21 protein-coding genes and 1 riboswitch are annotated in these 24,810 nt (G+C 66.8%); of the genes, 5 read left to right on the forward strand and 16 right to left on the reverse strand.

Annotated features, from left to right (window positions below; translation table 11 throughout):
* Window positions 1-82: 82 nt before the first annotated feature.
* The 9 genes from KTJ87_RS16440 to KTJ87_RS16480 form a co-directional block, all read right to left on the reverse strand.
* Entirely contained in the window at window positions 83-577 is a 495-nt protein-coding gene (locus KTJ87_RS16440; RefSeq protein ID WP_267140244.1) for a hypothetical protein, read from the reverse strand.
* An 87-nt stretch (window positions 578-664) separates the two neighbouring features.
* On the reverse strand, window positions 665-2,023 hold the full coding sequence (glmM, locus tag KTJ87_RS16445) for a phosphoglucosamine mutase (RefSeq protein WP_267140245.1): 1,359 nt from the start codon (window positions 2,021-2,023) through the stop codon (window positions 665-667).
* A complete protein-coding gene (gene folP, locus KTJ87_RS16450) occupies window positions 2,020-3,039 on the reverse strand; it encodes a dihydropteroate synthase (RefSeq protein ID WP_267140246.1) in 1,020 nt (339 codons plus the stop codon). Before folP ends, glmM begins: the two co-directional genes overlap by 4 nt.
* A complete protein-coding gene (locus tag KTJ87_RS16455; RefSeq protein ID WP_267140247.1) occupies window positions 3,036-4,004 on the reverse strand; it encodes a dihydroneopterin aldolase in 969 nt (322 codons plus the stop codon). Before KTJ87_RS16455 ends, folP begins: the two co-directional genes overlap by 4 nt.
* A 97-nt stretch (window positions 4,005-4,101) precedes the next feature.
* Complete coding sequence (locus KTJ87_RS16460; RefSeq protein WP_267140248.1) at window positions 4,102-4,770, reverse strand: cell wall hydrolase; 669 nt, start codon at window positions 4,768-4,770, stop codon at window positions 4,102-4,104.
* A gap of 182 nt (window positions 4,771-4,952) precedes the next feature.
* Window positions 4,953-7,466: a putative PEP-binding protein gene (locus KTJ87_RS16465; protein ID WP_267140313.1), complete on the reverse strand. Its 2,514-nt coding sequence runs from the start codon at window positions 7,464-7,466 to the stop codon at window positions 4,953-4,955.
* 124 nt (window positions 7,467-7,590) lie between these two features.
* Entirely contained in the window at window positions 7,591-9,684 is a 2,094-nt protein-coding gene (gene glyS / locus KTJ87_RS16470; RefSeq protein WP_407650505.1) for a glycine--tRNA ligase subunit beta, read from the reverse strand.
* Window positions 9,681-10,205, reverse strand: coding sequence for a DUF6446 family protein (locus tag KTJ87_RS16475; RefSeq protein ID WP_267140250.1), 525 nt, complete (start codon window positions 10,203-10,205; stop codon window positions 9,681-9,683). Before KTJ87_RS16475 ends, glyS begins: the two co-directional genes overlap by 4 nt.
* Before the next feature lie 8 nt (window positions 10,206-10,213).
* The gene (locus KTJ87_RS16480; RefSeq protein ID WP_267140251.1) at window positions 10,214-11,152 is read right to left on the reverse strand and encodes a glycine--tRNA ligase subunit alpha; all 939 of its coding nucleotides are present in this window, start codon (window positions 11,150-11,152) and stop codon (window positions 10,214-10,216) included.
* A gap of 163 nt (window positions 11,153-11,315) precedes the next feature.
* Here KTJ87_RS16480 and KTJ87_RS16485 point away from each other — a divergent pair, with 163 nt between their 5' ends.
* A complete protein-coding gene (locus KTJ87_RS16485; RefSeq protein ID WP_267140252.1) occupies window positions 11,316-13,175 on the forward strand; it encodes a trypsin-like peptidase domain-containing protein in 1,860 nt (619 codons plus the stop codon).
* Window positions 13,176-13,239: 64 nt separating this feature from the next.
* Here KTJ87_RS16485 and KTJ87_RS16490 read toward each other — a convergent pair whose 3' ends face one another.
* The 3 genes from KTJ87_RS16490 to metZ form a co-directional block, all read right to left on the reverse strand.
* Window positions 13,240-14,688, reverse strand: coding sequence for a TrkH family potassium uptake protein (locus KTJ87_RS16490; RefSeq protein WP_267140253.1), 1,449 nt, complete (start codon window positions 14,686-14,688; stop codon window positions 13,240-13,242).
* A gap of 65 nt (window positions 14,689-14,753) precedes the next feature.
* Window positions 14,754-15,857: a GTP cyclohydrolase FolE2 gene (folE2, locus tag KTJ87_RS16495; RefSeq protein ID WP_267140254.1), complete on the reverse strand. Its 1,104-nt coding sequence runs from the start codon at window positions 15,855-15,857 to the stop codon at window positions 14,754-14,756.
* A gap of 93 nt (window positions 15,858-15,950) precedes the next feature.
* Window positions 15,951-17,132, reverse strand: a complete 1,182-nt coding sequence (metZ, locus tag KTJ87_RS16500) for an O-succinylhomoserine sulfhydrylase (protein WP_267140255.1) — start codon at window positions 17,130-17,132, stop codon at window positions 15,951-15,953.
* A gap of 58 nt (window positions 17,133-17,190) precedes the next feature.
* A riboswitch (SAM riboswitch) is annotated at window positions 17,191-17,269 on the reverse strand.
* A 114-nt stretch (window positions 17,270-17,383) separates the two neighbouring features.
* Here metZ and KTJ87_RS16505 point away from each other — a divergent pair.
* Window positions 17,384-18,331, forward strand: a complete 948-nt coding sequence (locus KTJ87_RS16505; protein ID WP_267140256.1) for a lipase family protein — start codon at window positions 17,384-17,386, stop codon at window positions 18,329-18,331.
* Here the strand turns inward: KTJ87_RS16505 and KTJ87_RS16510 are convergent.
* Together KTJ87_RS16510 and KTJ87_RS16515 are read right to left on the reverse strand one after the other, a co-directional pair.
* Entirely contained in the window at window positions 18,328-18,927 is a 600-nt protein-coding gene (locus tag KTJ87_RS16510; RefSeq protein ID WP_267140257.1) for an inner membrane-spanning protein YciB, read from the reverse strand. The genes KTJ87_RS16505 and KTJ87_RS16510 overlap by 4 nt on opposite strands.
* Window positions 18,928-18,941: 14 nt before the next feature.
* Window positions 18,942-19,844 (reverse strand): EamA family transporter, encoded by a 903-nt coding sequence (locus KTJ87_RS16515; protein ID WP_267140258.1) that lies wholly within the window; start codon window positions 19,842-19,844, stop codon window positions 18,942-18,944.
* Window positions 19,845-19,913: 69 nt separating this feature from the next.
* Between KTJ87_RS16515 and KTJ87_RS16520 the strand changes: the two genes are divergently transcribed.
* Window positions 19,914-20,387: an MgtC/SapB family protein gene (locus KTJ87_RS16520; RefSeq protein ID WP_267140259.1), complete on the forward strand. Its 474-nt coding sequence runs from the start codon at window positions 19,914-19,916 to the stop codon at window positions 20,385-20,387.
* 4 nt (window positions 20,388-20,391) lie between these two features.
* Here the strand turns inward: KTJ87_RS16520 and ftsY are convergent, their stop codons facing one another.
* Window positions 20,392-21,426: a signal recognition particle-docking protein FtsY gene (ftsY, locus tag KTJ87_RS16525; protein WP_267140260.1), complete on the reverse strand. Its 1,035-nt coding sequence runs from the start codon at window positions 21,424-21,426 to the stop codon at window positions 20,392-20,394.
* 234 nt (window positions 21,427-21,660) lie between these two features.
* On the opposite strand from ftsY, the gene KTJ87_RS16530 reads away from it, so the two are divergent.
* On the forward strand, window positions 21,661-22,725 hold the full coding sequence (locus KTJ87_RS16530; protein ID WP_267140261.1) for an alkane 1-monooxygenase: 1,065 nt from the start codon (window positions 21,661-21,663) through the stop codon (window positions 22,723-22,725).
* 70 nt (window positions 22,726-22,795) lie between these two features.
* Complete coding sequence (locus KTJ87_RS16535; protein WP_267140262.1) at window positions 22,796-23,188, forward strand: hypothetical protein; 393 nt, start codon at window positions 22,796-22,798, stop codon at window positions 23,186-23,188.
* A gap of 4 nt (window positions 23,189-23,192) precedes the next feature.
* Here the strand turns inward: KTJ87_RS16535 and xseA are convergent, their stop codons facing one another.
* Window positions 23,193-24,770 (reverse strand): exodeoxyribonuclease VII large subunit, encoded by a 1,578-nt coding sequence (gene xseA, locus KTJ87_RS16540; protein ID WP_267140263.1) that lies wholly within the window; start codon window positions 24,768-24,770, stop codon window positions 23,193-23,195.
* Window positions 24,771-24,810 lie beyond the last annotated feature (40 nt).

Below are 24,810 nucleotides of genomic sequence, written 5' to 3' on the forward strand. Positions count from 1 at the left end.
CCGCAGGCGGCGCAATACCTCAGGCCGGACGCCGCAGGCGGCGCAATACCTCAGGCCGGACGCCGCAGGCGGCGCAACCCGCTCAGTAGCGGCCGATGCTTACGTTGGCGAGCGTCTCGATCACCTTGCCCTGCGCGTTGATCGCCTTGACGTCGACGGTGTACTGGTTGTTCCGCCCGCCCGAGCAGGGTGGCAGATAGCCCGACGTGGCAAGGCTTCCGGTGCTGCGCGCGGCCTTCACGATGCGCGCACCGCGCGGCATCTGGTCGGTCATGCCGGGCAGCGCCGGGATGTCGGCCACGCCGGGGCGCACGCCGACGCCGACGATGCCGTGCCCGCCGTTGCGCGACAGCGGCTGATAGCTCTTGTCGTTGTATTCGAAGACCAGCATCACCGCGGCGTCCGGAATGCCCGAAACACGCATCGGCGGCGTCGATCCATTGCCGCCATGGGCCGAACACTGCTGGCCCGAAGGCACGCGGTTGCCGTCCCAGGGGGATTTCAGTTGCACTTGCATCTCGGCCAGGACGGGCGAGGCAAGCAGGGTCAATGCGGCGGACAGGGCAATGAATTTCATGGGGGCATCCATAGGGTTACGCGGCGCCGGATGTGGCACGGCGCAAGGTTTACGCAGCTTCCCCGCGACCTCAACCCCTGAAGTGGCCTATTCCGCCGCCGTCAGCGTTACTGCCTCGACCTCGGACACGATGTCCTGCACCACATCCGACAAAAGCCCCTCGTCCTCGCACTCCGCCATCACGCGGATCAGCGGCTCGGTGCCGGACTTGCGGATCAAAAGGCGGCCCGATCCGTTCAACCGGATCTCGGCGGCGCTGATCGCCGATTGCACGGTGTCGCGCGCCAGCGGGTCTTGCCCCGCACGGTAGCGTACGTTCTTCAACAGCTGCGGCACCCTCTCGAAGCTTGCGCTGAGTTCGGACGCAGGCCGCCCCGTCTCGGCCATCGCCGCCAGGAATTGCAGGCCCGCGATCAGCCCGTCGCCGGTGGTCGCATAGTCGGTCATCACGATGTGGCCCGACTGCTCGCCGCCAAGGTTCCAGCCGCCCGAGCGCATCCGCTCTACGACATAGCGGTCGCCCACGGGTGTGCGTTCCAGCCCGATGCCGCGCCCCGACAGCCAGCGCTCCAGCCCAAGGTTCGACATCACCGTGGCGACCAGCGTGTTGCCGCGCAGCTTTTCCTGTTCGGCCCAGCGGGACGCGAACAGCGCCATGATCTGATCGCCGTCCGCAACACGGCCCGTCTGGTCAAGGATCATCACCCGGTCGGCGTCGCCATCAAGGCAGATGCCAACGTCGGCGCCGGTCTCGACCACGGTGCGTGCGGCCAGCGCGGTGTTGGTCGACCCGCAGCCTTCGTTGATGTTGGTGCCGTCAGGATCGACGCCGATGGCGATCACCTCGGCGCCGAGTTCCCACAGCACCTCGGGCGCGGCCTTGTAGGCGGCGCCGTTGGCGCAATCGACGACGACCTTCAGGCCCGACAGCATCCGGCGGCCCGGAAAGGTGGTCTTTGCGAATTCGGTGTAGCGCCCGCGCGCATCCTCGATCCGGCGCGCGCGGCCGATGGAGTCGGGCTTGCACGGCACGATCTCGCCCATGACCATGCGCTCGATCTCGGCCTCGGCCTCGTCCGACAGCTTGAAGCCGTCCGGGCCGAAGAACTTGATGCCGTTGTCATGGTGCGGATTGTGGCTGGCCGAGATCATGATCCCGAAATCGGCGCGCATCGAATGGGTCAAAAGGCCCACCGCAGGCGTCGGCACCGGCCCAAGCAGAAGCACGTTCATTCCCGTCGAGGTCAGCCCCGCCGTCAGCGCATTTTCCAGCATGTAGCCCGACAGGCGGGTATCCTTACCGATCACGACGCGGTGGCCGTTCGACCCATCGCGGCGGAAATACCGCCCCGCTGCCGCGCCAAGGCGCAGCGCGATGTCCGCCGTCATGGGATAGGTATTGGCCGTGCCGCGCACCCCGTCGGTGCCGAATAGCTTTCGCGTCATTGCGTCGATGCCCCCGCGTTTCGTATGGCCCGTTCTAGGTGCAGGGCCTGACGAGTTTGCTTCATATCATGCACGCGCACGATCTGAACACCCTGTGCGATCCCCGCAAGGGCCACGGCGATGCTTCCGGGGCCCCGCTGGGCGGGTTCCGGCTCATGCCCGAGGGTTCCGATGAACCGTTTGCGTGATGCGCCCAGCAGGATCGGGCAGCCAAGGGCATGGAACAGCGACAGCCGCTGCAAGAGGGTCAGGTTATGCTCCAGCGTCTTGCCAAAGCCGATGCCGGGGTCGATCACGATGGCATCCCTTGCGAGGCCCGCCGCCTCTGCCGCCGCCACGCGGGCGGCGAGGAAATCGTAGACGTCGAGCAGCACGTCGTCATAGTCCGGCGCCTGCTGCATGGTCTTGGGATCGCCCTTCGCGTGCATCAGGCAGACGGGCACGCCAGTCTCGGCCACGACACCCGCAAGGTGCGGATCATGGGTAAAGGCGGCCACGTCATTGACCATGTCCGCCCCTGCCGCCAGCGCCGCGCGCGCGACCGGCGCCTTGCGGGTATCGATCGAGATCGGCAGCGAAAGCTGGCTGCGGATGGCCAAGATCAAAGGCGCTGTCCGCTCTGTTTCTTCATCTATTTCAACGACATCCGCGCCCGGCCGGGTGGATTCTCCGCCGACATCCAGGATATCGGCGCCCTCCTCTGCCAGCACGCGCGCGCGGTTCAACGCGGCGTCCTTCGCATTGAACACACCGCCATCCGAAAAGCTGTCGGGCGTCACGTTCAGGATCGCCATGATCCGGGGGGCGTCCATGCTCAACCCCACGAGCGGCGCGCGCGGGGCGGTCAGGTGCATGGCCACCTCGGGCGGCAGATCCGAGGCAGGGATCAGCACCGGCGCGCGGCCGCGTTCCAGCACCTCGGCGCGGTCGAACCAGCACCATCCGCCCGCGAGCGTCAGCGCGCCTTCGGGGCGCGCCGGGTCGGTCGAGGGGATCGGGCGATAGTAGGGGCTCATCCCGTCTTCCCGGCCCGGTCAGGACTGTCGTCGCCCACCGAAATCCGCGCGGCATCCGCCGCGATGACGCGCATCGGCACGCCCGGCAGCGTCGGCAGGTTCATGCCGATATCGAGCACTTCGCCCGCCTGCATCAGTCCAGCAAACCAGCCGATCAGCGCCGCGACGTCGCGCGGCTCGGCCGACGGGCCATCGATGGCATCCAGCACGATCTTGGACGGCGCCCAGACGCAATGCTGTCCGTGCTTCATCGCCCAGTCGAGTTCGGTGCGGCTGCCGACCACCACGCAGCGCTGGTCGCGCCCAGCCAGAACCCAGGCGTTCTGCTCGATCGCCAGAAGATCGATGCGGCGCTGCGCTGCGGGCTGCCCTGCCTGCGGCGCCGCAACCCCCGCCGGGCCGACGCAAAAGATCAGCGCCCGGTCCATCGCCGAAAGCTGGTCGATCCACGCGGCAAGGTGCGGCGAGGCGATAGCCGCGTTCGACAGCGCGACGATGGTGGGATGCGGAGACAGGCCGCTTTCGTCGGGCGCGCGCGGCAGGGCATCGGCACGGCTGCGGGCGATCTCGACCCCCAAGGCCCCCGGCCCCCGGTCCAGCTTTTCGATCCGCACGAAAACCCGGCGCGCCTGCGGTGCGTCAAGGATGCGCAGCGCCAGCCGTTCGGCCAGCGTTTCCAGCAGGTTCAGCCGTTCGGCAGACAGTTCCGCGTCGATGGCCTCGGTGATGGTGTCGTAGCTGAGGATGCGGTCGACATCGTCGTCCAGCGGCGTCTCGGGTGGTTGCACCTCGACCACCACGTTGAAGTTGAGCCGCTGGCTGCGCCCGCGTTCCGCCTGGAAGGCGCCGATGTCGGCCTCGCGCACATGATCGCGCAGCGAAATGCGGTCGTGCAGGTCGCGCGGGCGCGTCGCCTCGGCGCGCGCTTCGGGATGCTCGAAGGCCAGTGTCGTGTCGCTTGTCATTGCCGCCCCTGCTAGCCGTTTGGCAAGCACAAGGCCAGACGCACGGGCAAACGGGCCGCCCGAAGGCGGCGCTTGCGGCGGCATCCGCGACCCCGCCCTAGCGGCTGGAGATGCGGGTGTCCTTGTAGAAGTAATGCACCCCGATCGACGCGGTGCGGGTGAACACCCGCGCCCAGGACGGATTGACGGCGGTGGTGTGGTAGTAGGTCGCGCCCTTGGTCAACTCGCGCGGCGCGCCGTCCAGCATGGCGCGGGCGACCTTGCCGACACGCTCCCAGGCGCGCGGCTCGGTGACGTCCTCGGCATGGCCGTCGCAGGTGTAGGTGAACTGGCACTGATACCGCGCGCCGGTGCCCTGATTCACGACCCCGCACACGGATGTCGGATAATAAGAATCGTCGACCCGGTTCAGGATCACTTCGGCCACGGCGAACAGGCCCTTTGCCGTCTCGCCCCGCGCCTCGAAATACAGCGCTTCGGTCAGGCATTGCCATTCCGCGCCGCCCGACGCTGCGGGCTGCGCCGCAAGCCAGGCATCCGAATGCACCGGCACGGCGCCGGTCTCGCGGACTTCCTCGGTTGCGAGTGACGACAGGCGGTCCGCATCGAGGCGGCCAAGCGCGTCGCGTTCCGAGCCGAAAAGATCGGTCAGGTGCAGGGTCAGGTCCGCCTGCGGATCATTCGCTTGCGACAGCGTCTCGTCCGCCAAGGCGGCACCGGACAGCAGCGTTGTGGTGGCAGCCACACACGCCAGAAATCTCTTCATGACATCCCCCGTTTGGCAGCGTTTGAGGCTTCGGCCCCCGGGTAAAGCCGTTGTGTAATATCAATTCCGCACAAGAGTCCAGCAATCCGCGCGAGCGGTGCATTTTCGCAAGGCGACGCCGCAATTGCAGCACCGCGGGACCGCTCGCGCGATACCGTTAACAAAGGTTTGATTTCGGCAGTCTAGAGATTGGCGACAGGCGCGCCGCGGCGCGGCTGTGTCAACGCAAGCTGCGCTGCGGCAAGGCGCGCGACAGGCACCCGGAACGGCGAACACGAGACATAATCGAACCCTGCGTCACGGCAGAAGGCGATTGATTCGGCGTTGCCGCCATGCTCGCCGCACATCGACAGGACAATCTCGGGCCGGGTCTGGCGCGCCCGTGTCGCGCCGATGGTCAACAACTCTCCGACCCCGTCGAAATCGAGGACGTGGAACGGGTCTTCGGCAAAGACGCCCTGCCGCACGTATTCCGACATGAACCGCCCCGCGTCGTCGCGCGACAGGCCATATGTCATCTGCGTCAAATCGTTCGTGCCGAAGGACAGGAACGCCGCGTGCTGTGCGATCTCGTCCGCCCGCAGCGCCGCGCGCGGTGTCTCGACCATCACGCCCAGCTTGTAGTCGAAGGACACGCCGCGCTCGGCCCGAACTGCGGCCGCCACAGCCTCGACGTTGGCGCGCACCATCTCGACCTCGCGCTTGGCCGACACCAGCGGGATCATGATCTCTGGCACCACCGGGTCGCCGTCGCGGCTGGCCTCGATGGTCGCCTCAAAGATCGCGCGGGCCTGCATGTCGTAGATCTCGGGAAAGGTGACGCCCAGCCGCACGCCGCGCATCCCCAACATCGGGTTCACCTCGGACAACAGCTCGACCCGGCGCGCGACATCGGCGAGCGGCAGGTCCATCGCCTCAGCCATCTCGCGCATGCCCTCGCGGTCGCCGGGCAGGAATTCGTGCAGCGGCGGGTCGAACAGCCGGATGCAAACAGGCAATCCCTGCATGGTGCGGAACAGCGCGGTGAAATCCGCCCGCTGCAACGGCAGCAGCCGCTCCAGCGCCGCCGCGCGGGCGGGCACACCGTTGGCAAAGATCACCTCGCGCATCAGCGTCAGGCGGTCTTCCTCAAAGAACATATGCTCGGTCCGGCACAGGCCGATGCCCTGCGCCATGAAGGTCCGCGCCATCAGCGCGTCGGCGGGCGTATCGGCGTTCGCCCGGATGCCGATGTCGCGCAACTGGTCGGCCCAACCCATGAAGGTCTGGAAAGCGTCGCCAAGCGCAGGTTCCAGAAGGTCGGCAGCGCCCGCCAACACCTCGCCGGTTGCGCCGTCGACCGTCACGACATCGCCTTCCGAGAACCGCCGACCGTCCGCTACGATCAACTCCTTGCGGCGGGAAGACAGCGTAAGTCCCTGCACGCCGACCACGCAAGGCAGGCCAAGCCCACGCGCGATTACGGCGGCATGGCTGGTCATCCCGCCGCGTTCGGTCACCACGCCGACCGACGCATGCATCCCGCGAATGTCCTCGGGCGAGGTTTCATGGCGCACGAGGATACAGTTCTCGTCGCGCGCCGCCGCCGCCTGCGCCGCGTTCGAGGTGAAGACGATGCGCCCGGTGGCCGCGCCGGGACTGGCAGCGATGCCGCGCAGGATGGCATCGCGCGGGCCGCGCGGGTCGACCTGCCGGTGCAGCAGTTCCGTGAGCGCGCGCGGCGCGATGCGCAGGATCGCCTCTTCCTTCGGGATCATCCCGTCCTCGGCCAGCGCCACGGCGATACGCAGCGCGGCCCGGCTGGAGCGTTGCACGCGCACCGCATCGAGGATGTGCAAGGTGCCGGATTCTATGGTGAATTCGATCTGCATTTCCTCGCGCAGACGCTTGCGGCACAGCACGCCGTAGTCCAGCAGCGTCTCGAAGCACGCGGGCGCAAGATCTTCCAACGACGGGCCACGCGCGTCGCGCGTCAGATAGATCGCGCCCGCGCCCTGCCCCAGCGCATCGCGCCCCTGGCTCTGGCTCAGGTATCGCCCTGTTATCTGCGGCTCGCCGGTGGTCGAATCCACGAACTGGATCACGCCGGCCCCCGATTCCGCCGCGCCCAGCCCCAGCGCCATGTCCTGCACCACAAGGCCAAGGCCCGCATCGGCAGGCGCGCCCTTTGCCTGACGCAAGAGCCGCGCAGTCGTGCCTTCCCAGGCGCGCGCCATGCTTTTCAGCACCTCGGCCAATTGCTTGGCGGGGGTTTGCGGGAAATCGGTGTCGGTTTCCTCGAGGTAGATTTCAAGCGCGCGGTCGATGGCGGCGCGGTCATAGCTTTCGGGCAGGTCGAACGCCTCGGGGTCGATCCGTTCGACATGTATGGCGTAAGCAAGGATGAAGCGCAGGTAGAGAGCATCCGCCGCCTCTTGCCCGATCCGCTCGGCCAGAAGCCCGTGCAGCGCGTCGTTCATGCCGACGTTGAGGATCGCACCCGGCCCGCCCCAGTCAGGGTCCTCACTTGAGGGTCGCACCGTAAGCAACGGATATTCGCCGAATTCCGCAAGGATCGCATCGACGTCCGGCAGGTTGCCCTGCGCGATCTGGTGCACCGTCGTGAACGGCAGCGCGACGGTCAGGGGCACGGGCATATCGAGCCGGACAAGGCGTTGCAGACACTTCGCCCGGCCCCCGTGGGTGCCCGTCGACATGCGCGCGCTGGGGGTAATCAGGGTGAACTGGTCAAGATCGACATGTTTCTGCAATGCAGCATCCTCCGTGGCCGGAGGATACGCTCTTGCCGATTCGATGCAAGGTGTCCTTGACAGTTCTGTGTCAGCCCTCGATCCGTGTCAGATCGGCCACAGACAGGCAGATGGTGCGGATACGGCTCAGCAAATTCAAGCGGTTACGCCGCAATATCTCGTTCTCGGCGTTGATCTGGACCGCGTCGAAGAAGGCGTCGATGGGTTGGCGCAAGGCCGCCATCGCCTGCATCGCGGCCGCGAAATCCTCGGACGCCATGGCGGGCGCGATCTTTGCATCCGCAGCATCGAGCGCGGCGAACAGCGCCTTTTCCTCCTCGGCCTCGGCGAATTTCGCATCCGCGCCAAAGGAGTATTCGACGCCGTCCTTCTCTTCGGCCTGGGACAGGATGTTGTTGGCGCGCTTGAAGCCCTGCAGCAGGTTCGCTCCGTCCTCGGTCTTGAGCGTTTCCGCCAGCGCCTTGGCCCGGTTGACCAGAAGTGTCAGGTCGTCCGCACCGGGCATCGCAAGGCAGGCGTCGATGACATCGTGCCGGATGCCCTCGTCGCGCAGGTGGACCTTGAGGCGGTCGTGGAAGAAGGAGAGTAGGTCAGCAATAGCGTCGGTCATTGCGCCCCTGTCAGACCACGCATGGACCTTGGCATGTTGACGCAGGAGCGCAGTAGTTCCGACCCTTACCCCATTGCCCAACACCAACCGGATCACCCCCAGCGCCGCGCGGCGCAGCGCGTAGGGGTCTTTCGACCCCGTGGGTTTCTCGTCGATGGCCCAGAACCCTGTCAGCGTGTCGATCTTGTCGGCCAGCGCCACGGCGACCGATGCCGGGTCGGTCGGAACCTCGTCAGATGGCCCGAGCGGCTTGTAATGCATCTCGCAAGCGGCGGCGATGTTGTCGCCAAGGCTTGCACTTTTCGCGTAATACCGGCCCATGATCCCCTGCAATTCCGGGAATTCGTAGACCATTTCCGACGAAAGGTCGGATTTGCACACCCGTGCCGACAATGCGGCGTCATCGGCGTCCGCCCCGACCAGCGGCGCGATCTCGCGGGCCAGCGCCTCGATGCGGGCGATCCGGTCGGCCTGCGACCCCAGCTTACGGTGGAAGGTCACGTCTTTCAGCGCCGCGCCCATGCCGTCCAGACCAACATCACGAATGGTGCGCAAGTCATTCTCCCAAAAGAACTTTGCGTCCGACAGCCGGGCCGCGAGAACCTTCTGGTTCCCCGCCAGGATCGCCGCGCCGCCGTCCTTGGGCTCGTTGTTGGCGACGGTCACGAACTTCTCGATCCGGCCCGTCTTGGCGTTTCGCACCGAAAAGAACTTCTGATGCTCCTTCATCGAGGTCTGCAGCACCTCGGGCGGAAGGCCCATAAAGTCCGCGCCGATCTCGCCCATCAGCACCACGGGCCATTCAACCAGCCCCGCGACCTCGGCCAGAAGGCCGCGATCCTCGACCACCTCCAGCCCTTGCGCGAACGCCATCTGCGTCGCCTCGTTCCAGATGTGGTCTGCCCGCTCGGCGGGGTCCAGCACCACGAACGCGCGCTTCAATTTCGCCGCGTAATCCTCGAAAGAGGTTACCGAAATCTCGCCCCTAGACAGGAACCTGTGGCCCTGCGTCCGGTCGCCCGCAACGATCCCGTCAATGTCCAGCGGCACCACCGACGCCCCGGCTTCGTCGTGCAGGATGCACAGGATCGACTGCAAGGGGCGCACCCAGCGCAAGGTGCCAGCACCCCAGCGCATCGACTTTGGCCAGGGGAAATTGCGCACGGCGTTTTCCAGAACCTCGGCCACGATCTCGGCAGCCGGACGTCCCGGGCGTTCGATCACGGCGTAATACACCTGCCCCTTCTTGTCGTCGCGTGCCTGCAACTGGTCCTGCGTGACGCCCGCAGAACGCAAGAACCCCTCGATCGCCTTGTCGGGCGCGTCGGTGCGGGGGCCCTTGCGTTCCTCGCGCACGGCGGGGCTGTGCTTGAGCAGGCCCTCGACCACCAGCGTCAGGCGGCGCGGCGTCGCAAAGCCGCCCGCATGGGCATAGCTCAGCCCCGCCTCGGCCAGCCCGTCCGTCACAAGGCGGCGCAGATCGTCCGTCGCCTTGGCCTGCATCCGCGCCGGAATTTCCTCGGAGAACAGCTCGATCAGAAGGTCGGGCATCATTCGGTCCTTTCGGGGGGCATCGGGCAATCGAAGGGCAGCGGGTTTCCGTCGTAAAAGGCCGTGCCGCAGTCGTTGATCTGCTGCCACGCGAAGGCGCGGCCGTCGTCATAGGCGGCGATCACGCGGTCGATGCCGTATTCGACGTTCGGGATCGACAGGAACGCCACAGCCTCGCCCGCGTCCAGCGCATCGCCGATGGCTTCGGCGTCGAAGCAGTCGAACCAGCCGGGCGCGACCAGCGGCGTCGCGTCCTCGTAGACCGTGTAGGTCTCGGTCATGGTCGCAAGCGAATAGCCGGTCTCGAAACAGGCGCGGAACCGGATCGGCGAGGATGTCGCGTCGATCGCCTCGACCGCGCTGACGGGCAAGGGTTCTGCCGCGCCATCGGCCACGCGCACCGCTGGCAGCGCCACATCCGCAGGATCGACGGTGTCGTAGTAGGCATAGACCTGCAGGTAATACATCGCCGCGCCGCCGATAAGGCCGCAGCCGACCAGAAGGATCGCCATGAGTTTTCCCATATCCGCCCCTACGCCGCGCTGGCGTTGTGACCGCCCGCCTCGGTCTGCACGAACGCGTCCGCGCAGAGTTTCGCCAGCGTGCGCACCCGGCCGATATAGGCCTGCCGCTCGGTGACCGAGATCACGCCGCGCGCGTCCAGAAGGTTGAACAGGTGGCTGGCCTTGATGCACTGGTCATAGGCGGGATGCGCCATGACGATGCGCTTGCCGGTCTTGGGGTCATCGTGAGGGGCACCCAGGATGCGCTGGCACGCCGCTTCTGCGTCCTCGAAATGGCGCAGAAGCGTCTCGGTGTCGGCGACGTCGAAGTTCCAGCGCGAGTATTCCTGTTCGGTCTGGCGAAAGATGTCGCCGTAGGTCAGCGCAATCGGCGTCTGCGGGTCGTTGAACGGCATGTCCATGACATGGTCGATGCCAAGGACATACATCGCCAGACGTTCCAGCCCATAGGTCAATTCGCCCGACACCGGGCGGCAGTCGTGGCCGCCGACCTGCTGGAAATAGGTGAACTGCGACACTTCCATGCCGTCGCACCACACCTCCCAGCCAAGGCCCCAGGCGCCCAGGGTGGGGCTTTCCCAGTCATCCTCGACAAAGCGGATGTCGTGCACCGAGGCGTCGATGCCGATGGCCTGAAGCGAGCCGAGATAGAGATCCTGCATGTCGGGCGGCGACGGTTTGATGAGGACCTGGAACTGGTAATAGTGCTGCAGCCGGTTCGGGTTCTCGCCGTAGCGTCCATCCGTCGGGCGGCGCGAGGGCTGGACATAGGCGGCCGCCCACGGCTTCGAGCCGAGCGCGCGCAGCGTCGTCGCCGGATGGAAGGTGCCCGCGCCGACCTCCATGTCGTAGGGTTGCAGGATCGCGCAGCCCTTGGACGCCCAGTAGGTCTGAAGCCGCAGGATGATCTCCTGAAAACTCCTTGGTCGCGCCTGATTATCCGACATGCGGACGCCCCCGTTTCAAAGCCGTGTGAAAGCCGCGTTCTCTCTAGGCAACAGCCTCGGTAGGGTCAATCGACCTAGCGCGTAATTGACGTGCATCACCCGCCCCGGCTGATAGGATCACCTGCGATGTGACAGTTTGACTCGGGTGGAACGAGGAGTGGGAATGCGACGGATTTTCTTGACTATCGTGGCGATGGTGCTGGCGACGATCGGTGCGCGCGCCGAGGCGCAACAAAGCTGGGTGCAGATCGAGGCGTTCCCCAGCCTCGCCGAAGCCGAGCAATCAGCGCGCGGCTATGCAGAGATCCTGCGCGACGTGAACGGATTGCGGCTTGGCTCTGGCTGGTATGCGGTGGCCATCGGGCCGCTCGATCCCGAGGCCGCGTCGCAACGCCTGCGGACCCTGCGGACAGACGGCGCGATCCCGCGCGACAGCTTTATCGTGACAAGTGACGTCTATTCCGAACAGTTCTACCCCGTGGGATCGACCGCGCTTGCGGAGACCGCAGGCGATGGCGCGATCTCGACCGAGGATCTGAGCGACGCGCTGGCCGAAGGCGACACGGACGGCACGATCCAGACCAGCGAACTGGATGCACCCGCGCAGCCAGACGCCGACCAGACCGCAGAGGCGCCCGCCCCCGAGCAGACCCAGCCCGAGCAGATCGTGATCGCCGAGCCGGAACCCGAGGAAACCCGGCAGGAGGCCCTGCAAAGCGAAGCGCAGCTTGGGCGCGACGAACGCGCCGAGTTGCAGGTCGCGCTGCGGTGGTTCGGCTTTTACAACGGCGCCATCGACGCCGCCTTTGGCCCCGGAACCCGCGGGTCGATGGCCGAGTATCAACGCAGCGAAGGGCTGGAGGCGACGGGCGTTCTGACCTCCCGCCAGCGCGCGCAACTGCTGTCCGACTACGACGCCGTCTTTTCCGAACTGGGCCTGCGCGTCGTTCGCGACACGCGTGCCGGTATCGAGATGCAATTGCCGATGGGGCTTGTGGATTTCGACCGCTACGATCCGCCCTTCGCGCATTACCCCAGCGAGGACGACAACGGCGTCCGGGTGCTGCTGATAAGCCAGACCGGCAGCGAAAGCACGCTGCTGGGCCTCTATGACATCATGCAGACGCTGGAAATCGTGCCTGTCGAGGGCGAGCGCAACCGCACCCGCGACAGCTTTACCCTGACCGGGCAGAACGCGCGCATCTCGTCCCACACCTATGCGCAACTGGGCAATGGCCATGTGAAGGGCTTCACGCTGATCTGGCCGAACGGGTTCCGCGACGAACGTATCCGCGAATACGTGCTGAACGAGATGCAGGCGAGCTTTACCGCCCTGCCCGATGCCGTCCTGCCCGACGTCGTCGGCGACGGCCAGATGGAGCAGCGCATCGACCTTCTGTCCGGCCTGCGCATCCGCCGCCCCGAGCGCACGCGCTCTGGCTTCTACGTCGATGCGCGCGGGTCTGTGCTGACCACGACCGAGGCGGTCGATGGCTGCGAGCGCGTGACCATCGAAGAGGCGTATGACGCAACCGTTGCAGCGCGGGACGATGCGCTGGGTCTGGCGCTTCTGCGGCCGAACACGCAGCTTTCGCCGATCGACTATGCCCGCTTTCAGGCCGCCGTGCCGCGGCTTCAGTCCGAGATCGCGGTGGCAGGCTATCCCTATGACGGGGTGCTGTCGGCGCCGACGCTGACCTTCGGCACGCTCGAGGACGTGCGCGGGCTGCAGGGGCAGGACAACGTCAAGCGTCTTGCGCTGATGGCGCGGCCCGGGAACGCGGGCGGCCCGGTGTTCGACACCACGGGCGCCGTCCTTGGGATGCTGTTGCCCGAACAGGACGGCACCGGACAGGTGCTGCCCGAGGACGTGACCTTTGCCGCCGACGCCACCGCCATCGGCGGGTTCCTGTCGCAGGCGGGGTTCAGCCCCTCGGCATCGGACAAGAGCGCATCACTCGCGCCCGAGGACCTGACGCGCATCGCGGGCGACATGACCGTTCTGGTCAGCTGCTGGAACTGAGCGAAGACCGCCAGTCGACTGATCAAAGGCCCCGCTTCACGGCGGGGCCTTTGTCTTGTGCCGACTACTCGCGCCAGAACATCGGCGTGAGGATCACGAAGACCGACATGATCTCGAGCCGCCCCAAGAGCATGCAGAACGTCAGCAGCCATTTGGCAGTGTCGTTGATCGTTGCGAAGTTGCCTGCGGGTCCGATGGTATCGCCAAGGCCCGGTCCGATATTGGCCATGGCCGTTGCAGCGCCGGACAAGGCGGTGACGGTATCAAGCCCCGTCGCCGCCAGAAGCACCGCCATTACGCCCATCGTCACGAAGAACAGGACGAAAAAGGCCATGACCGAAGACAGCACGTCCTCGCCCACGGTCCGTCCGTCATAGCGCGGCGAAAACATCCCGTGCGGCGAGTGGATCTTGCGGATCTGCGCCGAGATCGAGGCAAAGAGAATCTGGTAGCGAAAGATCTTGACCGAACAACAGGTCGATCCCGCGCAGCCGCCGATCAGACCCACGAAAAAGAACAGTACCACCGGGAAGGTGCCCCAAAGCTGGTAATCCACGCTGGCATAGCCGGTGCCGGTGATGATCGAGGTGATGTTGAACGTCGCCTCGCGCAGCGCATGCTCGAAATGGTCCCCGTTCGCGAGGATGCGGTAAACGGTCATCAGGGCGACAAGCCCCAAGATCAGCACGATGAAAACTCGCACCTGGCTGTCGCGCCGCAATGGCATAACCGACCCGGCCAAGAGTTGCACGTAGCGCACGAAGGGCAGGCTCGCCAAGATCATGAACACCGAGGCGACATACTCGGCAGGCCCCTGGAACTGGCCGAAACTGGCGTCGTATGTGGAAAAGCCGCCCGTCGACAACGTGGTCAGCGCATGGTTCGCCGCGTCGAAAGTGCCCATCCCTGTGGCAAGGTAGGACAGGAAGCAGCCGAAGGTCAGCGCCACGTAGGCGGCGCCGATCCGCGATGCGATCTGCGCGGCACGCGGCAGCACCTTGCCGTCGGTGTCGAACGCCTCGGAGCGGAAGATCTGCATGCCGCCGACCTTGAGTTCCGGCAGGAACACCATCGCCACGATGATGATCCCGATCCCGCCGAACCATTGCAGCATCGAGCGCCACAAGAGCAGCCCCTGTGGCAGCCGTTCCAGCCCGGTGAACACTGTCGAGCCGGTGGTGGTCAGGCCGGACATCGCCTCGAAAAAGGCGTCGACGACCCGCGCCTCGGTCGCGCCCAGAACAAAGGGCACCGCGCCGAACACCGGCAGCATGACCCAGACGGCGGTGGTCACCAGGAACGTCTGGCGGATCGTCAGGCGCCCGCCGGCAGAGTTGGCCGAAGCCAGCGCGACAAGCGCGCCCGCCGAGGTCACCACCACCGACGCTTCCAGCATCGCCAGCCAGTGATCGTTTCCGAAGTAGAGGTCGACGAACATCGGAAGGGTCATCGACAGTCCAAGAACCGCGACGAGAATGCCGATCAGGTAGGCGACGGGGCGCAGGTCGAACATGACCGCCACGCTTGGCCGGGCGGTGCGAGGCTGTCAAGCACAGGCATCACCGCCGCGCCAAGGTCTTATCCCGGGTGATGCAGCGTGGCGAACAGGTGCGGATCGAGGCTTTGCGCCGCGAAGGTGTCGCCGTGGGTCAACACGGACACGGCATCGTGGCTGTGCAGGCTTTCCTGGTGGCTGGCCACGACGCGGAAATCGCCGATCCGGTCATCCTTCAGGAATTCGGCGCAGAACAGGCGCGCGGCATCCTCGACGAAGATCGGGTTGGCGGCGTTCAGTTCCGCGAACGCCTGCTCGTCCTCGCGCTTGACCATCACTTGTGTCTCGGTCGGCACCGCGTCGCGGCACATCTCGATAAGGTCCTCGAACCACAGGCAATCTGCCTCGGGATTGATCGCAACCGAAACCCGCGCCACGGAGCGCTGCGAATGCGGCGTGGCGAGTTGCCCGCGCACCTGCCGGGCATGTTCCGACAGTTCGAGCGAGCAGGGGCAGGTCGAGGAATAGACATAGTCCAGATGCACGATCTTGCGGCGCACCCCGCCGGTCTCGATCAGTTCGAGCGCGATGTCGTAATACTGGTAGCCTTGCAGCCCCGAGCGCAGCGACGGCACCTTGAGCGGAAACCGCAGGCGCATCTGAATGCGCGCGTCGAAGCTTTCCAGATCGCGCATGTAGTCATCGAGCGCCGCCTCTATCACTTCGAACGAGAATGTCCGCTCGGCATGGCCGTAGAAGGTGCGCATGATGCGCGACATGTTGATGCCCTTCTTCTCGGCCTCGAGGCTGACCGTGCCGGTCACCGAGGTCTCAAGCGTCAGATCGCCATTGTCGCGGGTGTGATATTTGATCGGCAGGCGGAAATTCGAGATGCCGACATGCTGGATGTCCGCCTTCTCGCCCCGGATCAGGCTGGACGGGCCGTTCTGCAGGTCGGGCAGCGACGCCTTGTAGGCGGCATCGACGCCGAAATCTTCGGGGTATTCGCGGGCGAGCGCGGGATAGTTCGACATCTCCTGCCCCGGGATCAGCCGCGCGATGGCCGGATCGAGCGTCGCGATCTCGGCATCGTCGGCTGTCCGTGCCCAGGCGCGCAGAAGCGCAAGCGCCCGGCGCGCCTCTTCACGGTCGGGAGCCTTGTCGATATCTGGGGTATGGAAGTTCATGGCATCCTCATCCGCACCCTGCGGGGTCCATATGTAAGATGAACCGCCGCGGATTTCCAAACATTTGACACCTGATACGGACGCCAGCCCCGGTCAGATGTGTTTGAGCGCGTCCAGAATGTCGCGGATCAGGTCACCCGTATCCTCAAGACCGACCGAAAGCCGCACAAGACCGTCGGAAATGCCCAGCCGCGCCTTCTGCGCATCGCTCAGCCGCTGGTGCGTCGTGGTCGCGGGATGGGTCACGATCGACTTGGAATCCCCAAGATTGTTGGAAATCAGGATGATTTCGAGGGCGTTGAGGAAACGGAACGCCGCAGCTTGCCCGCCCCTGATCTCGAGCGCGAGGATGGTGCCCGGCCCGTCCATCTGGTCCGTCACGATGGCGTGATGCGGATGATCCGGCAGGCCAGGGAACACCACGCGGCTGAGACCTTCGTGCCCCGCCAGCGCCTCGGCGATGGCTTGGGCGCTGGAGGCCTGTGCGCGCACGCGCAGATCGAGAGTGTCCATCCCCTTGAGCATCACCCAGGCCGTGAACGGGCTCATCGCGCCCCCGGTATGCTTGAGGTACGGCTCCAGCGTCTTGCGGATATAGTCCTTCGTTCCCAGCACGATGCCGCCCAGACAGCGCCCCTGACCGTCGACGTGCTTGGTGGTGGAATAGACCACGACGTCGGCGCCATTTTCCAGCGCGCGGCTGAAGATCGGGGTCGCAAAGACGTTGTCCACGATCACCGTCGCGCCAACCGCGTGCGCCAGGTCCGATACGCCGCGCAGGTCGATCACGTCGAGCGTGGGGTTCGACATGGTTTCCATGAACACCGCCTTGGTGCCGGGGCGGATCGCCGCCCGCCAGGCGTCAAGATCGGTGCCGTCGACGAACGTCACCTCGACGCCGTAGCGCATCAGGATGTCCTCGAGGATATACAGGCACGAGCCAAACAGCGCCTCTGACGACACCACATGATCGCCCGCCCGCAGCATCGACATCAGTGCGGCGTTGACCGCTGCCATGCCCGATGCGGTGGCAAAGCCGTCCTCGGCGCCTTCAAGCGCGGCAAGACGTTCCTCGAACATCCGCACCGTCGGGTTGCCATAGCGGGCGTAGATGAATTCGTCGTCGCCGATCTTCTGGAACCGCTGCGCGGCCTGTTCGGCGGTGTCGTAGACGAACCCTTGGGTAAGAAAGATCGCCTCGGACACTTCGCCGTACTGGCTGCGGCGGATGCCGTCGTGGACGAGTTTCGTGCGGGTTTTCCAATCCGATGCCATGTGCCTGCGCCTCCTATTGCGCAACAAAAAGCCCCCAGAGCAGAAGCGCCGGGGGCCACCGTGGGCATCCCAGACCTCTTTAGCGGAATATTTAACGTGGCCCGCAAGCCGGAGCACAAATCGCCACGTCCTTCGCAGCTACCGCCAAATGCGTTGCACGTCAATCGCGTCACGGTCCTGTAACGCGGCTTTCACGGCTCTGTCGCATGTCTGGTCTACGCCGCGACACAAGATGTTGTGGAGGCACGCCCTTGCCCCTTCTACGCGTCAATGCCCAGTCGGATCGTCCCGCCCTGCACGGGGACGGCAATCTTGACGGCACCCTGGCGGCGGCGCTGGCCGCCTTGCCGCCCGGAGCGCCCGTCGTGGTGATGATCCACGGGTTCAAGTTCTCGCCCTTCCGGCACGAGACCTCGCCGCATCGCCACATCTTGTCGATGGCCCCTCGCCGGGCCTGCTGGAAGGCGCTGTCCTGGCCGCGCCACCTCGGCTTCGGGCGCGGCGACGGGCACGAGGGGCTGGCGATCGCACTGGGGTGGGACGGGTCAGGCGACATCTGGCAGGCCTGGCACCGCGCAGGCATCGCGGGTGCGGCGCTGGCGCGGCTGCTGCGGATGATCGCATGCCACCGCGCGGGCCCGGTGGACATCATGGCGCATTCGCTGGGCGCGCGTGTCGCGCTGACGGCGTTGTCGGCCAGCGGCGCGGGGGCGGTCGGGCGGGTCGTGCTGCTGTCGGCGGCCGCCTTTACGCACGAGGCGCAGGCGGCGCTCGACACCCCCGCCGGGCGCAGCGCCGAGGTCGTGAACGTCACCAGCCGCGAGAACGATGTGTTCGACGCGCTGTTCGAGGGGTTCGTGGGTGGCTTCCGGCTGGGGCGCACGATCGGCTCGGGCCTGCGCAACGCGCCGCGTAACTGGGTCGACCTGCAGATCGACAAGGACCGCACCCGCGAGGGGCTGGCCGCGCTGGGTTTCCGCATCCCGGCGCCGAAGACCCGCGTCTGCCACTGGTCATCCTACCTGCGCCCCGGGTTGTTCCCGCTCTACCGCGCACTGATCCGCGACCGGGCGGCCCTGCCCCTTGGCCTGCTGCGCCAGATCGCCCCCGCGCAAGACCCGCGCTGGTCGCGGCTGATCCCCGTGAGGCTGCCGCGCCTGCGCGGCCCCTGGGGCGGCGCTGGACTGGCGCGGTCCTAGCTGTCCTTCTCCGTCCCGTGCCGGGCAAACAACCCCGACTGCGCGATGAAGAAGACGAAGATGCCGATGGTCAGGCCGAAGGTCTTGAAGTTCACCCAGGCGTCCGTCGACATGGTGCGCCAGATCACCTCGTTCAGGATCGCGAGGCCCGCGAAGAAGACGGCGACGCGGCGGGTGAGGATCATCCAGCCGGCATCGTCCAGCGGCACCACTTCGGACATCACGAAACGCAGATAGGACTGCCCGCGCAGCAGCCCGACGCCAAGGATCACCGCGAACAGCGCGTAGATCAGAGTGGGCTTCATCTTGAAGAACCGCTCGTCGTTGAGCCACACCGTCAGCCCGCCGAACAGCCCCACGAGCACCAGCGTCACAAGCTGCATCTTGGACAGGGTGCCGGTCAGCCGCCACAAGAGGAACGTGGTGAAGGCCAGCACCGGGATGAACGCGGCGGTGATCAGGACGAAACCGGAATAGTCCCGCCCGCCGATGGTATAGGTCGCATCCTTCAGCAGCATGTAGCCGATGAAGAACGCGGCCACCGGCCCCAGGTCCAGCGCCATCTTGAGGCCCTTGCCGATCTCTTTCTCTGCCATGCTCCGGCTCCTTCTCATCCGCCCGTTTCAACTATCACGGCGCCCGCCGCAATCAACGCCATCAGCGCGATGCGGCGCGGGCCGACGGTTTCGCCCAGCACCAGCCAGCCGATCAGCGCGGCGAACACCGTCGAGGTCTCGCGCAGGACCGCCGCCTCGCCCACCTTGTCGAGCCGTGTTGCCATCATCACCGAGCCGAAGCTGCCAAAGGCGATGACCCCGCCGATCAGCCCGCGCAAGCACAGCGGACCGGGCGCGGGGCGATCCGCCATGCGCGCGTAACGGACCGCCGCGATGGGCAGGACAGACAGCGAATCCAGCACGAAGAACCATGCAAGGAAAGTGAATGGGTTCAGCGGCGCGCGGATGCCGTAGGCGTCCCAGGTCGTGTAGATCGCGACGAAACAGCCGGTCATCACCGCCAGCGTCAGTGCGGCGGGCAGCGTGTCGCGGGCAATCTGCAGGAACACAAGGTTGTAGGCCGCCAGCCCGAAGATCCCCGCCAGCAGCACCGCGACGCCCATCCATTGCACCGGCGTGAACACCTCGCCAAAGACGATCCAGGCGCCGAACACGGCGAACAGCGGCCCGGTGCCGCGCACCACCGGGTAGACCACCGTATAGGCGCCCTTGGTGTAGGCGAAGGCCTGCAGATACTTGTAGATCGCGTGGATCACGAAGGCGCCCGCCAGCAGCCACCAGACCTGCGGCGTGGGGCGCGGCACGAGGAACAGCGCGACCGGCAGCGCCATCAGACCGTAACTCGCGTCGATCGCCCCGCGCGACAGCCAGGGATCATGCCGCCCCTTTTGCAGCGCCCCGAACACCGCGTGCAGGACCGCCGCCGTCAGCGCAAGGATCAGCGCCATGCGGTGGCCTGTCTCGGTGCCTTCGATGGACAAGAGCCATTCGGTCACGGCAAGCCTCTCGGGAACCGGACCGGGGCGCAGCGGCGTTTGCCTGCAAGAGCTGCGCGAAGGACCACCATGGCTGATCTGCTTGCCGATTTCTCGGCCCCGTTTCCGGGCCTCGCCTGGCAGACCGCGCTGGCGCGGCTGATCTGCGCGATCGTGCTCGGCGGTCTCGTCGGATGGGAGCGCGAGGTGCACGACAAGCCCGCCGGTATGCGCACCCACATGCTGATCGCACTGGCCTCCTGCCTGTTCACGCTGCTGGCGTTCGATCTGATCGCGATCGAGACCTCGCGCGACGACGCGCTGCGCGTTGATCCGCTGCGCCTGATCGAGGCGGTGACGGCAGGGGTCGCGTTCCTGGCCGCGGGGTCGATCCTGACGCGGCAGGGGTCGGTGCAGGGGCTGACCACCGGCGCGGGCATGTGGATGGCGGGCGCGCTGGGGCTGGCCTGCGGGCTGGGGCGGATCGTGCTGGCGCTGATCGCGGTCGGTCTGGCGCTGGTCGTCCTGTGGCTCTTGCGGCGCGTGTATCCGCACCAGGACTGAGCGGTCAATCGCCCGTTCCGGTCAACGCCCGCGCGAATTCCTCGGGATCGAAGGCGGACAGATCGTCGATCTGCTCGCCCACGCCGATGGCATGGATCGGCAGGCCGAAACGGTCGGCCAGCGCCACCAGCACGCCGCCCTTGGCGGTGCCGTCCAGCTTGGTCATCACCAGCCCCGACACATCGGCCAGCTTCTGGAATATCTCGACCTGGCTGAGCGCGTTCTGGCCCGTCGTGGCATCCAGCACCAGAAGCGTGTTGTGCGGCGCCTCGGGGTCCTTCTTGCGGATCACCCGGACGATCTTGGCCAGTTCCTCCATCAGGTCCTGGCGGTTCTGCAGCCGCCCCGCCGTGTCGATCAGCAGAAGATCGGCGCCGTCGGCCTCGGCCTTGGTCATGGCATCATAGGCAAGGCTGGCAGGGTCGGACCCTTGCGGCGCGGTCAGCACCGGCACGCCCGCGCGCGTTCCCCAGACCTGAAGCTGCTCGACGGCAGCGGCGCGAAAGGTATCGCCCGCCGCGATCACCACCGACTTGCCCGCGGCGCGGAACTGGCTGGCCAGCTTGCCGATGGTGGTGGTCTTGCCCGACCCGTTCACGCCGACAACCAGCACCACCTGCGGCCGTTTCTGGTAGATCGGCATCGGCTTGGCGACAGGTTCCATGATCCGGGTGATTTCCTGCGCCAGCGCGGCGCGGATCTCGCGCGAGGACAGGCGCTTGCCGAAGCGTCCCTCGGCGAGGTTGGCAGAGACGCGCAGCGCGGTATCGACGCCCATGTCGGACTGGATCAGCAATTCTTCCAGCTGCTCCAGCATCGCGTCGTCCAGCACCCGGCGTGGCCCGTCGTCGGCGCGCCCGAGCATCCGGCCGACGATGCCGCCGGACGGCTCGGCGGCGGGCAACGGCGTCGATGTATCAACAGACGCTTCGGGAGGCGCCGTGTCGTCACCGCCCTCTTCCACGATGGCGTCCAGCCCGTCCTCGAGCTTGGACGAGGACTTGAACAGGCGATCCTTGAGCTTTCCGAAAAACGACATGGGGTCTCCCGCGGGCGCGTTATCCTTGACCTAATCCGTCGAACCCGGGGATGGAAGGGCGAAGGCTGCGCGCCCGTCCGGCAATCACCGGGCTTGACGGGCCGGCGCCAAATGGCCGGCCCGCTTCCCCGGCCCTGTCAATTTGCGGCGAAATGCCCATTCTTTCCTGTCTTCGCCCCGTTTCCGCCGCATCCGTTCCGCAACCCTGCCCGCCCCGCGCGATAGCCTGTTCCAATGTTGAAACCCGCCGCCCTGTTCACGATCGCCAGCCTTGCCCCCGCCCCGCTGATCGCGGCGGGCGCGCTGTGGGGCGGGTTCTGGGCCGTGGCCGCGATCGGCCTGATGGGCGTTCTGGTCTTCGTGATCGACGAGTTGATCGCCGAAGCCGCGCCAGAGGCGCTCCCGGGGGTCGAGTTCCCCGCCTCTGACCGCCTTGCCGCCACGCTCGCGCTGACCCACCTCGCGCTGCTGGCGGTCGTGGTCTTCGCGCTGTCTGGCGCCACCGCGCTGTCTTGGCCCGCCAGTGTCATGGTGTTCATGGCGGCTGGCCTCTACCTCGGTCAGATCGCCAATTCGAACGCGCACGAGTTGATCCATTCCACCCGCCGGGGGCTGCATGGCCTTGGCGTCGCCGTCTATGCCGCGCTGGGTTTCGGGCACCATGCCTCGGCGCATGTGCTGGTGCATCACCGCAACGTCGGCACCGACAGCGACCCCAACTCCGCCCCGCTGGGCATGTCGTTCTATCGCTACGCGCCCCGCGCCTGGATCGGCTCGTTCCGGCGGGGCCTTCGGATCGAGGCAGAGCGGCGGCGCGGTCGCGGCGGTCTGCACCCTTACCTGCGCTACGGCGCCATCACGGCGCTTGCCGCCGCGCTGGCCTATGGTCTTGGCGGGATCACCGGCGTCGCGGTCTGGGCCGGGCTGTCGGCCTATGCACAGACCCAGCTTCTGCTGTCGGACTACGTGCAGCACTACGGCCTGCGCCGCGCGCACCTGGCCGACGGCCGCTTGGCGCCGGTGTCGGACCGGATCAGCTGGAACGCGCCGCTGCCTGCCTCCAGCTACATGATGCTGAACGCGCCGCGCCACTCGCACCACCACGCGCACCCCGGCGATCGGTTCCCGGCGCTGACCGTGCCCGCCCCGGCCGAGGCGCCGACCCTGCCGCATTCCCTGCCCCTGATGGGCGCGATCGCGCTCATTCCGCCGCTTTGGCACCGCATGATGGACCACCGCGCCGCCAACTGGGCCGTCGACGCATGGGATGACGCGCACCCCGCGATGGCTGCCGAGTAACCGCCGAGACAAGGGCCGCTGGCCGCTTTGTGACTGGCCCGGTGCCGCAGCATCTGGCAGGCTCAGGCCCATGAGACATCTTGTTGCCGCCCTGCTGATCGCCCCGACCGCGCTGATGGCCGAAACCCCGATGACCGCGTCGGAATTCGAAGCCTATGTCACCGGAAAAACCCTGACCTACGCCGAAGGCGGGATCGTCTACGGCATCGAGGAATACCTGCCGAACCGCCGCGTCCGCTGGGCCTTTACCGAAGACGAATGCAGGGAAGGCGAATGGTTCGAGGCGGGCGAGGCGATCTGTTTCGTCTACGAGGATAACCTGGAACCGCAGTGCTGGACCTTCTACGACCGCCCCGGCGGGCTGGCCGCGAAGTTCGAGAACGTGGACGACGGGCGCGAGCTGTACGAGATCGGCCAAAGCCCCGAGCCACTGTTCTGCCCGGGCCCCGAGGTCGGCGTCTAGGCGCCTACAGCAAGCTGCCCTGCTCGGGCGGCGGGGCCTTGGGCTTCTTCGGTTTGCCGCCCGCAGCGCCGCCGCCGCCCGGAATGACCCCAAGGCGGCCGTCCGCGAACTCAATCTCGAGCGCTCCCTGCACCTCGGCATCGGCCTTGCGCGTCACCACGCCGTCGCCCGCACGCACCACGGCATAGCCGCGCTTCAGCGTCTCGGTATAGCCAAGCGTCTGGCGCAGACGCTCCAGCGCCTCCAGCCGGTCGCGCCATCCCCCCGTTTGTGCTCGGCCCGCCGTGGCCAGCCGTGCCGCCAGCCGGTCGAGATCGCCCCGCTTGCGCGCCGTGTCGCGCTCGATCACCGACAGGCGCAGCCCCCGCGCCCTGTCGTCCAGCCGCCGCTTGCCGTCGGCCAGCGTCCGAACCAGCGCCGGGGCCAGCCGCGCCGACAGCCCGCCCACCGCCTGCCGGCGGTCCACCAGACCGCGCCGCAACGTCGCCGGGCGCAGCGCCGCCGCCGCGTCCGCCAAGGCCACACGCTTGTCCCGTGTCACCGCGATCAGGGCGCGCGGCAACCGCTCTCCCCATAGATCCAGCCGCTGCGCCGCCGTCGCGACCAGCGTCTCGGGACGTGGCAGCGCGCGCGCAAGATCCATCATCCGCTGCCGCCGCTGGCCGGTGGCTTGCGTCATCGCCCGCGTCAGCCGCGCGTCCTGCTGATCCACCCAGGCCAGAAGGTCCAGCCGCACCGGCACCGCACGCTCTGCCGCCGCCGTGGGCGTCGGCGCGCGGTAGTCCGAGACGTAGTCGATCAGCGTCGTGTCCGTCTCGTGCCCTACCGCCGAGATCAGCGGAATGCCTGACGCTGCCGCCGCGCGCGCAACGCTTTCCTCGTTGAAGCCCCACAGATCCTCGATCGACCCGCCGCCGCGCGCCACGATGATCAGGTCGGGGCGCGGCAGGGGACCGCCCGGCGTCAGCGCGTTGAAGCCCTCGATCGCGCGCACCACCTCGGGGGCGCATTTCGCCCCCTGCACCGCCACCGGCCAGACCAGCACCTTGCGCGGGAACCGGTCGCGCAGCCGGTGAAGGATGTCGCGGATCACCGCGCCCGAAGGCGAGGTGACGACGCCGATGATCTCTGGCAGGAACGGGATCGGCCGCTTGCGCGCGGGATCGAACAATCCTTCGGCGGCAAGCTTCTTCTTGCGCTCTTCCAGCATCGCCATCAGCGCGCCCGCGCCCGCCGGGCGGATGTCCTCGATCACCATCTGGTACTTCGACTGGCCCGGGAACGTCGTCAGCCGCCCGGTCGCGATCACCTCCAGCCCCTCCTCGGGCTGGGTCGGCAAGCGCCCCGCGACACCTTTCCAGATCACCCCCGAAAGGACCGAGCGATCATCCTTAAGGTCGAGATACACATGCCCGGACCGCGGCCGCGACACGCGTCCGACCTCGCCGCGCACCCGGACATGGGCGAACTCGCCCTCGACCACGCGCTTCACCGCGCCCGAAATCTCCGAGACGGTGAATTCGTGGGTGTTGTCGCCGGGTCCGCTCTCGCCGTCCGGGCCGTCATCGTCGATCAGATCCATGCCCCGACGCTATCCCCGCCCGCGCCGAAGGAAAAGCCCG

It is taken from the genome of Anianabacter salinae, assembly GCF_019061145.1.
Lineage (GTDB): Bacteria > Pseudomonadota > Alphaproteobacteria > Rhodobacterales > Rhodobacteraceae > Anianibacter > Anianibacter salinarum.

Coding starts and splice junctions, on each gene's coding strand:
- KTJ87_RS16440 (WP_267140244.1), bottom strand. CDS start 577: ATGAAATTCATTGCCCTGTCCGCCGCATTGACCCTGCTTGCCTCGCCC.
- glmM (WP_267140245.1), bottom strand. CDS start 2,023: ATGACGCGAAAGCTATTCGGCACCGACGGGGTGCGCGGCACGGCCAAT.
- folP (WP_267140246.1), bottom strand. CDS start 3,039: ATGAGCCCCTACTATCGCCCGATCCCCTCGACCGACCCGGCGCGCCCC.
- KTJ87_RS16455 (WP_267140247.1), bottom strand. CDS start 4,004: ATGACAAGCGACACGACACTGGCCTTCGAGCATCCCGAAGCGCGCGCC.
- KTJ87_RS16460 (WP_267140248.1), bottom strand. CDS start 4,770: ATGAAGAGATTTCTGGCGTGTGTGGCTGCCACCACAACGCTGCTGTCC.
- KTJ87_RS16465 (WP_267140313.1), bottom strand. CDS start 7,466: ATGTCGACGGGCACCCACGGGGGCCGGGCGAAGTGTCTGCAACGCCTT.
- glyS (WP_407650505.1), bottom strand. CDS start 9,684: ATGATGCCCGACCTTCTGATCGAGCTGTTCTCCGAGGAAATTCCGGCG.
- KTJ87_RS16475 (WP_267140250.1), bottom strand. CDS start 10,205: ATGGGAAAACTCATGGCGATCCTTCTGGTCGGCTGCGGCCTTATCGGC.
- KTJ87_RS16480 (WP_267140251.1), bottom strand. CDS start 11,152: ATGTCGGATAATCAGGCGCGACCAAGGAGTTTTCAGGAGATCATCCTG.
- KTJ87_RS16485 (WP_267140252.1), top strand. CDS start 11,316: ATGCGACGGATTTTCTTGACTATCGTGGCGATGGTGCTGGCGACGATC.
- KTJ87_RS16490 (WP_267140253.1), bottom strand. CDS start 14,688: ATGTTCGACCTGCGCCCCGTCGCCTACCTGATCGGCATTCTCGTCGCG.
- folE2 (WP_267140254.1), bottom strand. CDS start 15,857: ATGAACTTCCATACCCCAGATATCGACAAGGCTCCCGACCGTGAAGAG.
- metZ (WP_267140255.1), bottom strand. CDS start 17,132: ATGGCATCGGATTGGAAAACCCGCACGAAACTCGTCCACGACGGCATC.
- KTJ87_RS16510 (WP_267140257.1), bottom strand. CDS start 18,927: ATGGCAGAGAAAGAGATCGGCAAGGGCCTCAAGATGGCGCTGGACCTG.
- KTJ87_RS16520 (WP_267140259.1), top strand. CDS start 19,914: ATGGCTGATCTGCTTGCCGATTTCTCGGCCCCGTTTCCGGGCCTCGCC.
- ftsY (WP_267140260.1), bottom strand. CDS start 21,426: ATGTCGTTTTTCGGAAAGCTCAAGGATCGCCTGTTCAAGTCCTCGTCC.
- KTJ87_RS16530 (WP_267140261.1), top strand. CDS start 21,661: ATGTTGAAACCCGCCGCCCTGTTCACGATCGCCAGCCTTGCCCCCGCC.
- KTJ87_RS16535 (WP_267140262.1), top strand. CDS start 22,796: ATGAGACATCTTGTTGCCGCCCTGCTGATCGCCCCGACCGCGCTGATG.
- xseA (WP_267140263.1), bottom strand. CDS start 24,770: ATGGATCTGATCGACGATGACGGCCCGGACGGCGAGAGCGGACCCGGC.